Origin of the sequence: Acaryochloris thomasi RCC1774 (genome assembly GCF_003231495.1) — a bacterium.
Lineage (GTDB): Bacteria > Cyanobacteriota > Cyanobacteriia > Thermosynechococcales > Thermosynechococcaceae > RCC1774.
The window spans coordinates 192,603-206,543 of the sequence record NZ_PQWO01000004.1 but is presented as its reverse complement, the minus strand read 5'-3'; the positions used below and the strand labels follow the sequence as shown (position 1 = coordinate 206,543).

Below are 13,941 nucleotides of genomic sequence, written 5' to 3'. Positions count from 1 at the left end.
CTAACCTAGCTCAATTCTGCGTGTCTGCTTTCCGTTCTGAACATTTACTTTTTACGCCAGCGTCGCCCGATTCCGAGGCCATTTCGCTGATTTTTGCTTTTCCTAATACCTACAGCGTTGGCATTACCAGTTTGGGGTATCAGACGGTGTGGGCGCTACTCGCCAGTCAGCCCAGGCTGGCCGTCAGCCGTCTGTTCACTGACCTGCAGGAGCCTCTACCGCATCAGCCAGACCTGCTGGGGTTCTCGATGTCTTGGGAGCTGGATTATGTCAATATCTTGAACCTGCTAGAGCAGCTTGACGTTCCAATTCGGGCCGCAGAGCGCTCGTCGGCTCATCCCCTGGTTTTTGGGGGCGGCCCGGTGCTGACGGCGAACCCAGAGCCATTCGCAGAGTTTTTTGATGTGATTCTGTTGGGGGATGGCGAAGATTTACTGAACCAATTTATTACGGCTTATCAGCAGGTCCGTAGGGCAGAGCGATCGGTGCAGCTTCAAGCTCTGGCACGGGTTCCAGGTGTCTATGTTCCTAGCCTTTATGAGGTGATTTATGAAGATCGAGAAGGTGCGATCGCAACTATCACCCCGCTCACCGACATCCCACCCTGCGTAGAAAAGCAAACCTACCGAGGCAATACCCTCTCTAGCTCCACCGTCGTCACCGAAAAAGCCGCCTGGGAAAGCATCTACATGGTGGAAGTGGTGCGGAGTTGCCCGGAGATGTGTCGCTTTTGTTTAGCGAGCTACCTAACACTGCCGTTCCGGACCCCAAGCGTTACCGATTCGCTCATCCCCGCCATTGAGCGAGGTTTAAAGGTGACCCGTCGAATTGGATTGTTGGGAGCTTCCGTGACACAGCATCCCGAGTTTGACGATTTGCTAGCCTACTTTGATCGACCCGCTTGTGATGACGTGCGCCTTAGTATTGCCTCGGTCCGCACCAATACCGTGACGGAAAAGCTAGCGCAGACGCTGGCCAATCACGACACGAGATCGGTCACCATTGCCATTGAAAGCGGCTCTGAACGGATTCGTGAACTGATTAACAAGAAGCTGGAGCAAGATCAGATTTTTGAGGCCACTGCCAACGCCAAGGCAGGTGGTCTCAAGGGCATTAAGTTCTACGGTATGGTTGGCCTGCCGCAAGAGACTGAGGCAGATGTAGAGGCCACGATTAAGCTACTCCTAGATCTCAAGCGACAGGTTCCAGGTTTTCGGCTAACGCTGGGATGCAGCACCTTTGTCCCTAAGGCTCACACCCCTTTCCAGTGGTTTGGGGTCGATCCGACCGCCCAAAAGCGACTGAAGCTGCTGCAAAAAGGGCTACGCTCGAACGGCATTGATTTTCGACCAGAAAGCTATAACTGGTCGGTTATTCAGACGTTGCTATCGAGGGGCGATCGTCGTCTATCCCGGCTGCTGGAGCTGACCCGCCACTATGGTGATTCTGTTGGCAGCTACCGTCGCGCTTTCAAAGAACTGCGCGGTCAGCTTCCGCCGATGGAGTTCTACGTGTTTGAGACCTGGCCGACGACTCAGGTTTTACCTTGGTCACACTTGCGGGGGCCATTGCCGGAAGCGACGTTAGTGAAGCATAGCCAGCCAGCAATGGTGGCGTAACGGGTATCACAGTACCCGGCTGAGTTAGGATGTCTCCTCTTTAGCAGACAGGGTGTTTTGCGATTTTGATGTCGTCATCAATTAGGTATACCGCCATATAACGAAACCCCACGTCTGACAGGATGCTGCAAGATCCCGAGAATGAGACTTCAGCACCCTAATCTGGGTTCAGATATGAGTTGTACGATAGGCATTGGGCGTCATGCCCGTATGCTGTCGGAAGTAAATGGTTAGGTGACTCTGGCTGTTGAAGCCGCACCGGTACGCAATTTCAACAATGGACAAATCACGATTTAACAGTAAAAGCTTTGCTCGCTTGATGCGCTGTTGAATCACATATTGATGGGGAGAGGTACCCATGCGTGCTTTGAACTGATGACAAAAGCTGCTCTCGCTCATGTTCGCCACCTCTGCCAGCTTGATAAGTCGTAAATCTTGGTCGAGAGACTCATCAATGTAGTCGATGACCTTGTTCAGCCCCTGCTTAGATGCCGTCTTAAGCGGGGCCGGGGTGGTTAACTGACAATCGGCATAGGTCTTAAGCAAGTGGATCACGAGTACATTGATCAGTGAGTCAAGATAGAGGTGATCAAGCGTCTCAGCACTTAGGGTGGATCGCATGGTGAGGGCAAGGGACTGAATGAGAGAATTTGCGATCGCATATTGCTCCTTCAGTTCAATGGAACTCCCTTGAACCCAGTCGTGGGCCGTGCGTTGTAAAAAAGTAGGACGCAGAAAAATAAAAATATATTCAGCCGTATCTTCCCACCAGAGACTATGAAGTTGCTGAGACGGAATAATACAAAGCTGGTTACTCCCTAACTGTCGCTCTTGGTGTTGATTGCGACTCGTCTGCCACGCCACATGAACCTCAGCAGCATTGAGAACCAGTACAATCTCAATTTCTGCATGCCTGTGATCGTGATAGTGGACGGATGATTCAGTACCGGCGTAAAACTCAAACCCTTCAGATATATAATCAGGTTCACCTAACTGCTGTTGAATACTCATTGTGAAGCTTGACTGTTTTTATTTTCAAGAGAAGGCAACACTCTCTTGCAAATAATTCAATAGATCAGCGGTTAGCATTCATTATTCATTCGCGAAAAGGTATTTTTTATCTCTGCAATCTGATGCATAAGCCCATTGATATGCTGGATGTCTTGAGAGCGGATTGTTGTAAAAAATGTGGGTATATCTATCACACCATTTGCTTTACCACTCTCAACATCTGCCTCAACTTTATGGGTGTGAACGTGACTTGCCATCCCGCATAAAAACTGCGGAATATTAAGACCCGCCTGATCCGCATAGCTGACTAAGTCACAGTCATCTAGTGCGAGATGATTTCTTGCTAGAATATCGTGCATTTCCCAGAACTTACCTTGATCAGAGGCCACCTCCGCAGCTTCTGCAGCCTTCCAGGCTGCAGATCGAGAAGCGGCCTGAGGAAAGTGTCGATAGACAAAACAAAGTTGATCATTAAAGGTCTTTAGTAAATTTTTGATCATGAAGTAAGCTTGACCTGAACGAAGATTCTGGTAGTCGCCATAGGCCACCAACGTAATATTTTTTTCTGGCCGACCTTGAATGTGATCGCACGGACGCAGGAGCGTCATGGGGGAATAATCTAGATTTGAATCTATCATTATGAAGTGTTGCCTTCAAAACTAATCCTAGGAAAATATATGCTAGGCGTCGCCTGCAGTCAGGCATGACTTTTTATAGCAAGAAAGACTAGTGAGGTCGCTAGCCGTGGGGCAAAGAATCAACCTAGTCTTTCTGCCGGATGATATCCCTAACTTTTGGCTAGGTTGGTCATCTGAGTACAAGTACTGTTGGCAAACTTCCTCCCGCGAATAAAGTACGGGCTAGTCAGAAAAGTTCACTGCAATGGACTGTGCTTGCAGCATTAGGACAAAGATGGAGGGCGATCGACGACAGGGAAGTTTTGCCTTTCTGGTTAGGGCAATCTGCTTTAGTCGGTTTATCAAACTAGCCCGCTCAGGTTCGGGTGGTTTCTCTGCTAATCGAGACGTGCGAGGCCCCGCTTCAAAGCTGTGATCACAGCCTGGGTGCGATCACTCACTCCTAGCTTAGAAAAAATATTATTGATATGGAACTTGACGGTTCCCTCAGAAATAGAAAGGTGACCGGCAATGTCTTGGTTGCTGTTCCCCTTACTCAGAAACTGCAGAACTTCCAGTTCGCGGTCGGTTAGAGCCGTACCGTCAATTCTGTCCGCCAGCTTGAGCGCAACTTCAGGGGGAATATAGCGCTGCCCCCCGTGGACGGTGCGAATGGCGTTGATTAGCTCTGGGGCGGTGGTGTCTTTGAGAATGTAGCCTCTGGCCCCGGCATGGAGTCCTCGATAAATGTCTTCGTCAGTGTCGTAGGTGGTCAGAATGATGATGTTGGCGCTGGGGGTTTGCGCTCGGATTTTTGCGATCGCATCCACCCCGTCGAGGTTTGGCATCCGCAGATCCATGAGAGTGAGGTCCGGCTGCTGAACGGCGTGTAGCTCTACTGCCTCCAGGCCATCTTGGGCCTCAGCAATGACGGTGATATCAGCCTCTTGGCTCAAAATAGAGACAATCCCCTGACGGACAACGCTGTGATCTTCAACGACTAGCACGCGAATAGGGGCTACGGACATTCCACTTTCCTTAGACAACGATTGTCTCTAGACCTTAACAGCTAGGGGCATCGTGACTTCAAGCTGAGTGCCGTGACCCGGGCTGCTGATGAGTTGAACATGACCGTCGAAGTGGGCCACCCGCTCTCGAACGCCAATCAAGCCAAACCCCGTCACATTTGTCCTAGATTGCGGATCAAAACCGATGCCATCATCAACGATGCAAAGACTGATGTGCTCAGGTGCAAAGGTCAGGGTGAGCATCAGGGTTTGGGCCTGGGCGTGACGGAGAATATTCGTAATTGCCTCCTGGCCGATGCGGAGCAGGTTGAGCTGCACGTCATCCGCGAGCGGGTATGGCATCCCCCGCTGTTGAAATTGGGAATGAATGACTGTGCCCTGGGTCATCTCGCACAGGGTTTTCTGCAGCGCCTCAGCAAGGGTATCGCTTTCCAAGGCTTGAGAGCGGAGGGCACGGACTGAACGACGTGCTTCTGACAAGCCCTGACGGGCAAGGTCACTGGCCTGGTTGATGTGAGTTTCAGCCTGAGTCGGTTGCTGGGTCAGAATGCCCTTGGCCGCTTCAAGCTGCAGCGAAACGCCGGTAAAGACTTGGGCTAGCGTGTCGTGAATTTCGCGGGCCAGACGGTTGCGTTCTTCGCTGAGTAGGGCACTGCGTTCAACCTGTTCATGATCGCGTCTCATGTGGTCGAGACAGATGGCGCTGCCAACGCAGGTGGCGGCGGTCTTGAAGACCGCCACCTCAGACAAACTCAGATGCTTGGCTTCATGGCAGTGGTCGAGGGCCATCACCCCCCAGAACTGTTCGTCAACCAAAACCGGAACCGTGTAGGTTGACTTCACACCTAACGCCTTCATTGTCAGGCTGAGGGGATCGTCTGCGTCAGCATCAATCATGCCCCCCACCCATTGGCCTGACATAAGCCGAGTAAACCAGTTCTCTAAACCCGCACTTGAGATGTCTCTGAGGTCAGGATGATGAAGCTGAGAATGTATGTTGGGGGCATCCCATTCATAAATGGTTCGCATGGTGCCCAGGGTGTTGGGGTCCGGGAGGTGGCGCATGACCACGATGCGATCACAACCCAAATTTTCTCCAATCCTCTGCAGCGCCGCATTGACGCTAGCATCAACATTCACCGTAGACAGCAGATCGTGTGCCGCCGCCGCCGTCGTCTCTAGCCAGCGTTCCCGCACCGATAGAATGTGATTTGCGGCTTCTAGTTCCGCCGCCCGAGCCGCCCGTTCGCAAGCCATCAGCGCCTCTCGTTCAGACGCTTCGCGAGTTTGACGAGCGCGGTCTCGCTCCAGAGCCGTACCGATAGAGGTCGCCGCCGCTTCCAATACCGCAATTTCAGCCTGGCTCCAGACCCGTTCCTTTACGCAGTCATCAAGGCCGAGTAGGCCCCACCACTCCCCGGCAACCGTAATGGGAACGCCGACTAACGAAAGCGCTTGACCTTGTTCTCGTTCCTTCAGGCCATCCAATTCAGACGCTAAAAACTGTGTCGCACATCCTGCCTTAAGCGGTGCCGTGAGTCGATCTGGAAATGTTTTGATGGGCACCGGGAACCGCCCCCCAGCTTCGCGCTTCGTCGAGACGTTCGGCGCATCCCACTCTAGGGTGAGGTCGAACAGTAGGTTGTCGGTTTGCTGATCATGCAGGTTTTGCAAGATATAGGCGCGACATTGCCCCGTTCCCTCTCCCAAAATCTTCAACACTGCCGGGAGGGCAACGGTCAGATCTTCGTTAGCGACCAAACATTGAGCCGCGACATTGACGCAGTTGAGAAGACCATCACGCACGCGAAGCTGGTGGTTATAGTTGCTAATGATGCCAGCCAATTTACTGTAGGTCTCAAACATATAGCCAATCTCATCCTGCTGATACCCTTCTGCAGGATGATAAGTTTGGTCTAACTCTGTTGCGAATGGATGACCCGCAACATCTAGCCCATCGTGATCGAATACGGTTTGGCTGGCCTGCCGTGCAGAATGGCGCTCTTCTAGAAATCGCGTAAAGCGAACCACGCGACGAATGGGATCGGTAATGATTGTTGCCAGCAGTCCAGAGCAAGTAACGATGACTAAAATTAAGCCCCCCGTGCTCACCACTAGAAACTGCTGCATATGTTGCTCTTTCTCAAGGACGAGCTGCTGCCGATCGGCCTTAATTTGCGCCAGTATTTGCGTCAATTCTGCCCCAACATCGCTCCCCTGTCCTCTCACGTACTGATCGCCTGCCGTCTGCTTTTGGGTTTCTTGAAAAATATTGAATCCTTCTTGATAGACCGTCATCAGTTGCGTGTGATCGCTCATGAAGGTCTGCAGCTCTGTCTGGTAGGGTTTCGATAAAGGATTCTCTAAGACAACATCAACCTGAGTATTAATTTTCTCAGTCATCTCATTGATATGGCCCCAATATTTATCGAGATCCTTCGGGTTTCGACCGCGCAGAAACAGGTTTTTTCGATCTTTTGCCTGACGAATAAAATACTCATCTACATTTTTAATATCTTGGCTGAGGCGATCAAATTCAATCACTGAGCGATTCATCTGTTCTAGACTGCGGCCAATGTAATACCCCCCCCCCGCTAGCGTGACGATGAGAAATAAGCCGTATCCTCCTAAGGCGAGGAGTGTTTTGGTGAGAATGCCTCTCTGATGAGGGGGCTGTAGGATGCCGTGATCTGAAGTGCTGCTCTCAGCTCTGTGAGTCACCATACATTCGATTCGGTAGAGGATTGACACTCACCTCATGTAAGTATCCCTACTATAGGCTCACAATGGCCGCAACTCCCACAGAAGAGATAGAGAAAGTGTTCTATCTCTTCTCAATCAGGACTGCTGTGTCTATAACTCTCTGATTTGGGCCATTTGACTTTGCCCTAGCCCCATATTGCGTCCCCTCGGACAGGGGATCTAGGGGGCTGATGCAGGGAAGTCAATCTTTTTCAAACATCCTCTGCACGGTGAATGGGAGAAGCGAGAAAACCCTGGCCCGGAAGAAATCATGGTTTCTGGGTAAGGCGTCAAGCTATAAAGTATTGAATTTATCAAAAAAGCTAAAAAATGTAGCTTCGATGACATTTTTGAAATGTTTCGTTTTTCCGAATGGATTAAAGACATTCGAAAACTGCAAGATTTTGTTAGTTTCTGCAGAATTCTAAAAGACCGTTAGCAAGGGACGGAGGCTAATGTGATGGTGCGTTATTGAAAATGACGTTCAATCAAGAGTGAGTTTTGATTACTTTACGCCCTGAATCAGGGTATCCAGATTAGGGCTAGAGTGCAGCAGTTCTTGCAGGTAAATTGCCTGCAAAGCTGCTATCAGATTATCTAAGTGAGGTATGAAAATGTCTTTTCCCTACAGACTCAGCTCCATTGCTGCGGTTATGGCTATGTGTTTCGCCGCTCCTGCAGGTGCTGCACCGCTACAAAAGAGGCCTTCCCATACATCTAATTTGCCAAAATCAGGCCTTTTGATTGCCTCTCCTTTTCGCAAGGAAATCAGTCCGGCTCACCAGCGACGTAAACAGCTAATGGAAATGCTGGTGATGCAAATGGAGGTCGCAGATATGGCCTCGGAGTCTTTGACGTCTGATGACCCTGACATCAAGCAACTCGCTCAAGAAATGCTGGATGAAAGCAATAAAATATCTGCCAAAATCCTGGATATGCTAGACCCCAGAAACCCACCCTTCAGGAATGATCGCTAGCGTCTGCTAGTGGCCATGACCCCTTCTGATTGCAGCGTTGGTTGATGTTGGCGCTGCTGTCTTTGCCCGGTTGGGTCGCGTATCATGCTGTTGTTTTTTTGCGGCTCAACTTCATGCCGGAGATAGAAGTGCGATCGCAAAGTCCACTCCATCCTTGATGGCATCAGACTTGAGCGGCATCATCTTCACTACTTTTTGCTCTTTCCCCTAGAGTCGTCTGCTGTTCAACGCCTTTGCTCGGCAGAGGTTATGGACAGGCGTGGGGGCAAAGCAAGCGCTGCAGTCGATTACCAAGCCGAGTCGGCCTCTACCCGTCAGACGCTGGGGGCCAAGCGCCAGATTCTCGACCATCCCTAATCTTATAGAGAGCGATGCATAAGATACAGAGACTCTTCGGATTAGCCCTGATTGCGAATATCCTGATCATTGCACCCGCATTGGCTCAGGGCAATGCTGCTAGCTTCAACCCCCAGGCACTGCTGCGGACATCCCTTGAGTGGGTGGATAGCTTAGGGACCCTTGGATTTGTTGCCTTTATCGCCATCTATGTCATTGCAACCATCGCATTCTTGCCGGGTTCTGTTCTGACCTTGGGCGCGGGCGTTGTCTTTGACGTGATTCAAGGATCAATCTGCGTGTTTATTGGCGCAACATTAGGGGCTTCACTGGCCTTTCTGATTGGTCGCTACCTGGCAAGAGGTTGGGTTTCAAAACGCATTGCGGGCAATGCTAAGTTCAACGCCATTGATCAAGCCGTTGGCCGAGAAGGTTTCAAGATTGTCTTGCTGACTCGGCTGTCCCCTATCTTTCCCTTCAACCTACTTAACTACGGGCTAGGCGTCACAGGGGTTTCCTTTCGGGACTACATTTTAGGCTGTGTTGGCATGATTCCCGGCACCATTATGTATGTCTATATTGGCTCGTTGGCAGGTAGCATCGCGATGATTGGGGCTGAAGATCAGCCCACTGATCCCACAGTGCAGTGGGCTATTCGCATTATCGGCTTTATTGCCACCGTTGCTGTGACCCTCTACGTCACCCGTATTGCCCGCAAGGCTCTCCAAGAAGCTGTCCCTGAAACCGAAGTCGTTTCGAAGATGAAGGTAAGGTCATGACGTTTGCAGATAGTCTCACCGATTCTCCAACGGTACACCGCAGGACACATGGGAGGTCTGCCTTCAAACCTAGTGACAGCCCATTCTCATCGATGAAGACTGGAGTAACAGAGAGCTCAGTGACATCTGATATTGATAAATTACTGCAGAGTATTACCCAGCAGCCCCAATCACGCCTCGCTAAAATTGGCGAACGCTCCGCGATGATTGTTCATGAGGTGCGTAATCCTTTGACCACTATTTTGATGGCGCTGCAGTCATTTGAAAATCTCAATTTGCCAGAGACCTCGCAGCAGCGGTTGAACTTAGCCCTAGAAGAGGCCGATCGACTGCAGCACTTGCTCAATGAAATTCTGCAATATGCAAAACCTTACCCACTAGAGTACTCAGCTCTAGAAGTAAATGCTTTAATGACAAATTTTTTAGAGCTAATCCAGATGATGCCCAAAATAGCTGATCGAAAGATTGTCTTCATTCCAGCTCCTGAGCCTATTAGTCTGTTGGGCAACGCAGACAAACTCAAGCAGGTGATGATCAATTTACTCACCAATGCTTGCGAAGCTTCTCCAGTAGAAGATGAGATTACGTGGCAGGTTGTACCTCTTGCAGCAGACAATGCGGTTCGTATTCAGGTTCATAACTGGGGTCTCCCCATTTCACCTCAGGCACTGCCCCATTTGACAACCTCCTTTTTCACTACGAAACCCTCTGGCAGTGGCCTTGGCCTTGCGATTGTGAAGCAAATTGTCGAAGATCACGGTGGACAGCTTCATATTGAATCAACGCTGCAGTCTGGCACGCGGGTTTCTGTCCAACTCCCTGCACCGTCGATATGAGTTCACAAATTCTATTGGTTGAAGATGAGCCGCGTCTAGCACAGTTTTTGAATTTAGAGCTAACGTCAGCGGGTTACGGCGTCACCGTGTGCAATGACGGGATGTCGGGCCTGATGGGCGTGCGTCAGCTTGACCCCAATCTTGTAATTTTAGATTGGATGCTGCCGTGCCTTTCGGGGTTAGAGCTCTGTCGTCGTCTGCGGCAGACGGGTAGCAAAGTGCCCATTATTCTACTGACGGCCAGAAACTGCATTGCAGATCGAGTCGCAGGTCTAGATTCAGGGGCTGATGACTATCTTGTAAAGCCCTTTAGGGTTGAAGAACTGTTGGCGAGAGTCAGAACTCGTCTCCGAAGTTTTCAGAATCCACAGGTACTCCGATATTCAGATTTGGCGCTCAACCTTGAGTCCCGTGAAGTGCTGCAGGGCACTCAACGGGTTGAGTTGACCGTGAAGGAATTTGACTTGCTGACGTATTTTCTGAGAAACCCGAAAAGCGTATTATCGCGATCGCAAATCGTCAAAGAGGTCTGGCACTATGAACACCAGCAAAACTACAACCTCATCCACGTCTATATCTCTCATCTACGGAAAAAACTAGAGCAGCACAATCCGCGACGCTTAATTCATACCGTCAGAGGGTACGGCTACATTTTACGTTGAAGGACTACCTGCAACGAATCAGTTCATAATAGGGTTTTGCCCCGTTCTGGTGTGCTACTGTCCGGACGCGGTAACAGGCACCTCCTGGAAGGTCTGAATAATTTTTTGCAGGGTTGGCTGATGCCGCTCGAAGCCAAACCCAGAGGAGCCAGCCAAAATCTGGTGGAAGTAACTGGGAGACTCAATGACCGTATGTAGCAGCACCGTCTCAGCGCCCTCAACTTTTCCCTGAAATTGATACTGAATCGCGGGATATCCATTGACCAATGTGACCTCTGTTGGCCCTGTAATCTTGAGATCTGTCATTGTCTGGAGACCAGCTTCTCGCCCCATTTTTGCAAATTTTTCGAGACTGAATTGAGGCAAGTCTTTTTTTGCGCGAGTTTGCAAGGTTAAATGCGCATCGCCCGATTCATTCGACATTTTTAGATTTAAGGTATCTTCCTCTGCCAGCTGATCGGTCCAACCTTGCGGGCGGTTGAGCTGCACAATGCCCTGGTCGCTCACTAAGACTTCACCGGCAATCGCAGGCGTGGGATTGGGGGCAGGCGCAGTAACTTCAATGGTTGTGGGTTCTGAGCGACAGCTACTGATGCCCAAAGTGACGGCAAAGAGGAGGGGCAGAAGCCTATATTTCATGGGGGTCTGTGGTTGCAAAGTCAGAGATAAGAGGCTGTTGCCCGTTCGTTGATGTTGCCTGCTGCTCTAGAAAGATCGTCAGCCATTCTTTGACCGCGTAGGTGGCACGGCAGTCGTCTTCGTTGTATATCAAAATGGTTTCTAAGAAGGTGCGATCGCAAGTTTCTAGCCACTGACTATACCAGTAAATCGACTGCGCGCCATTGGCCTCTGAGTTGCGCCATTCAAACCCGATCCAGCGGGCAATTAGCTTCAGCGTATAACTTTCAATCGGTAAGACAACGGTTTTAGTGACCCAAATGTGGAGATCGACAAACCGCTCCAGCAGCGTCTCAATCATCGGCATAGGGGTGTCATATAGACGAGCTAGCCGCTCCACCGTTTGCACCTCGTAGGCGCAAAAATGAAAGATGGGTGCATTGGGGTAGCGCTGTACTAACGCTAAGAAATCTTCCCAGACCCGCTGTTCCTCTTCTGGGGTTTGAGCCAACAGCGGATAAAAGGTTTGCTCCTGGGTTTGGCGATTGATGACCAATACGCCATGGAGATAGGCCAGATTTAGGCTCGGTTCCGCTTCAATATCAAAATAGAGTTCAACCATCGCCGTCGGCAAAGGCAGATCATACCCCGGTGGGCGCAGGGCCAGCGTGACTGGCTGATCCTGAACAAACGCCTGGGCCTGATGCACCATCTTCACGGATACATCTTTGCTAAAACCTGTTAGAGCCTGTAGATCAAACGGCTCAATGGCTGCAATCGCCTCAGTTGTTGTCAGATTGTGGGCCTGTAGAATCGGATAGCGACTGGGGGTAATGCCAGGGATGAGCGATAGGTGTTTTTGAGACTTTGCGATCGCATAACAAGGTTCATACCAACCACATAGGCTACAGCGATTGTTAACAATAAACGCCTCTGGCTCCTGCTGCTGTCGCAGCATCGTCAGCAGCTCAGAAAGGAGGTCCGCTAGCTTCGGCCGATTTTTCTCTAGATCCACCGTATACCAGCCGCGTTCGCGCAGATAGAGATAAGCCACCTCGGGCCAAACCCCCTGGCAGTCAGCCAGCACCTGCGCCTGAAACGTTGCCAGTAGCTGATACTCCAGCTTCGGACGCTTACTCAACTGAATCGATGTCGGGACATACTGCCAGCCCCCAAAGAAAGAATCCCCGGGTACCTTAGTTAGCAGGTCGGGGATCGCAACGGAGACTAAATCGATGTCAGACTCAACCCGCAGGACGCCTCGATGAATCTGTTCAACGCCCGCCTGCATCAGCTCTAGAGTTGCTTGGGCACCCGCGATCCAGTCTCGTGCAGGGTAATTGGGTCTCTCGTACGTGTAGTTAGCTAAAAATTCCTGTTGGTGCTGCGCTTTGTCTTGCCTCAGCTTTGTCAAAAAGTCACTAGGCTCTGCCTTATTTTGCAGATCACCAAAGGCGTCGAGATAGGTTTGACGATGACAGCGTTGAAAACTCAATAACTGTCGGGCAGTGAGCAACATGCATTCTCGACGTGACAGAATCTAATCTGTGCAAATCCTAGCAAATCCTGTACACATCGCTGGGATTAGCCACCGATTAAGCCACGACTGAGCTTCTTAATCGCACTTTCCGCGACATCGCCGTAGCGTGCTTCACCTGAGAGGATTTGCCCCATGCGCCGGGTGGCGCTTGACTGCTTAATACCAATCTTATATCCCAGTCCCGGAACGCGATAGAAGACCCCGGCCAGTCGCTGTGCCCAAGCCATATCAGCCCCCCACTCTTCACTAATCACAGCGGTATAGCGCTCCAGTGCATCGATGTCACCGCTCAAGGCTAGATCAATGGCCTCAGAAGCCTTGAGACCACTAAACATAGAGGGGCGAATTCCTTCTGCCGTAAACGGGTCTACGACACAGGCCGCTTCGCCCGCCAGCAATGCCTGCTGCGTATGCAGTTTCTGATTTCCTTCCCACAAACAGAGGGGATGGCCATGCTGCTTAATAGAGGTAAAGTCGACGCCAAACATCGTGGAATACTCGGTGACGATCTCTCTCAAGTTTTGGGATAGCCCTCCGCGAAAGGCACCAATGCCGATGGAATAGCCGTCCGCCTTCGGAAAATTCCAGATATAGCCGTTTTTAACCATCCCAAACTCAAAATGGGCCGTTTCCGGATTTTCGATTGGGGTTATGGCTTCGGCCTCTAAGGCTCCGCCAATCCGACGCTTGCGCTCTTTAAAACCGAGCCATCGCGCCATTGGCCCCTTGGCACCGTCGGCCGCAATCAGGTAGCGCGCTTCTACTGGACCGTTGGCGGTGTCAACCTGCCAGCGATCGCTCTTGAACTCAATGCCTTTGACCTCTGTCTGTTCACGCAGCTCCGCCCCTTGTTCCTGGGCCTTCTGAATTAAAAAGTGATCGAACAGATCCCGACGCACCATCCAAATCGGCTCCGGTGTATGCAGCTCAGCCTCCACCGGATCACCCATATTCCAGGTATAGCGGATGGTCTTCACTCGCAAAGAAATCGCGGGTGAAAAGTCAAAGTCAAACCACTGGGCCACTACTGGGGAAACGCCTCCTCCGCAAGGCTTATAGCGCGGTAAAGACTCTTTCTCTAAGACCAAGACCGAACGACCCCGCTTTGCCAGATGATAGGCGGCAGTGCCACCGGCAGGTCCGGCTCCCACAATGATGCAATCGTACATAGATAAA

At 50.9% G+C, this 13,941-nt stretch carries 12 protein-coding genes; 5 read left to right on the top strand and 7 right to left on the bottom strand.

Translation table 11 applies throughout. From position 1 onward, the window contains the following. The first annotated feature begins 20 nt into the window (after window positions 1-20). Complete coding sequence (locus C1752_RS08670) at window positions 21-1,619, top strand: B12-binding domain-containing radical SAM protein (protein ID WP_110985664.1); 1,599 nt, start codon at window positions 21-23, stop codon at window positions 1,617-1,619. A 168-nt stretch (window positions 1,620-1,787) separates the two neighbouring features. On the opposite strand, the gene C1752_RS08665 is transcribed toward C1752_RS08670, so the two are convergent. The 4 genes from C1752_RS08665 to C1752_RS08650 form a co-directional block, all read right to left on the bottom strand. Beyond that, window positions 1,788-2,630, bottom strand: a complete 843-nt coding sequence (locus C1752_RS08665; protein WP_110985663.1) for a helix-turn-helix domain-containing protein — start codon at window positions 2,628-2,630, stop codon at window positions 1,788-1,790. 71 nt (window positions 2,631-2,701) lie between these two features. Further along, window positions 2,702-3,268 (bottom strand): DsbA family protein, encoded by a 567-nt coding sequence (locus C1752_RS08660; RefSeq protein ID WP_110985662.1) that lies wholly within the window; start codon window positions 3,266-3,268, stop codon window positions 2,702-2,704. Between the two features lie 377 nt (window positions 3,269-3,645). Next, entirely contained in the window at window positions 3,646-4,275 is a 630-nt protein-coding gene (locus C1752_RS08655; RefSeq protein ID WP_110985661.1) for a response regulator, read from the bottom strand. Window positions 4,276-4,302: 27 nt separating this feature from the next. Then, window positions 4,303-6,999 carry a GAF domain-containing sensor histidine kinase gene (locus C1752_RS08650; protein WP_110985660.1) on the bottom strand — a complete coding sequence of 899 codons (2,697 nt, stop codon included), beginning with the start codon at window positions 6,997-6,999 and terminating at the stop codon, window positions 4,303-4,305. A 632-nt stretch (window positions 7,000-7,631) separates the two neighbouring features. On the opposite strand from C1752_RS08650, the gene C1752_RS08645 reads away from it, so the two are divergent. The 4 genes from C1752_RS08645 (at window position 7,632) to C1752_RS08630 (ending at window position 10,607) form a co-directional block, all read left to right on the top strand. Continuing rightward, entirely contained in the window at window positions 7,632-7,994 is a 363-nt protein-coding gene (locus C1752_RS08645) for a hypothetical protein (RefSeq protein ID WP_110985659.1), read from the top strand. A 371-nt stretch (window positions 7,995-8,365) separates the two neighbouring features. Beyond that, on the top strand, window positions 8,366-9,109 hold the full coding sequence (locus C1752_RS08640) for a TVP38/TMEM64 family protein (RefSeq protein ID WP_110985658.1): 744 nt from the start codon (window positions 8,366-8,368) through the stop codon (window positions 9,107-9,109). 119 nt (window positions 9,110-9,228) lie between these two features. Next, window positions 9,229-9,945: a sensor histidine kinase gene (locus C1752_RS08635; protein ID WP_158535044.1), complete on the top strand. Its 717-nt coding sequence runs from the start codon at window positions 9,229-9,231 to the stop codon at window positions 9,943-9,945. Beyond that, complete coding sequence (locus C1752_RS08630) at window positions 9,942-10,607, top strand: response regulator transcription factor (RefSeq protein ID WP_110985656.1); 666 nt, start codon at window positions 9,942-9,944, stop codon at window positions 10,605-10,607. Before C1752_RS08635 ends, C1752_RS08630 begins: the two co-directional genes overlap by 4 nt. A 54-nt stretch (window positions 10,608-10,661) precedes the next feature. Here C1752_RS08630 and C1752_RS08625 read toward each other — a convergent pair whose 3' ends face one another. The 3 genes from C1752_RS08625 to C1752_RS08615 form a co-directional block, all read right to left on the bottom strand. After that, the gene (locus C1752_RS08625) at window positions 10,662-11,246 is read right to left on the bottom strand and encodes a hypothetical protein (protein ID WP_110985655.1); all 585 of its coding nucleotides are present in this window, start codon (window positions 11,244-11,246) and stop codon (window positions 10,662-10,664) included. Beyond that, entirely contained in the window at window positions 11,236-12,744 is a 1,509-nt protein-coding gene (locus tag C1752_RS08620; RefSeq protein ID WP_110985654.1) for a TM0106 family RecB-like putative nuclease, read from the bottom strand. Before C1752_RS08620 ends, C1752_RS08625 begins: the two co-directional genes overlap by 11 nt. 65 nt (window positions 12,745-12,809) lie before the next feature. Further along, window positions 12,810-13,934 (bottom strand): geranylgeranyl reductase family protein, encoded by a 1,125-nt coding sequence (locus C1752_RS08615; RefSeq protein WP_110985653.1) that lies wholly within the window; start codon window positions 13,932-13,934, stop codon window positions 12,810-12,812. Window positions 13,935-13,941 lie beyond the last annotated feature (7 nt).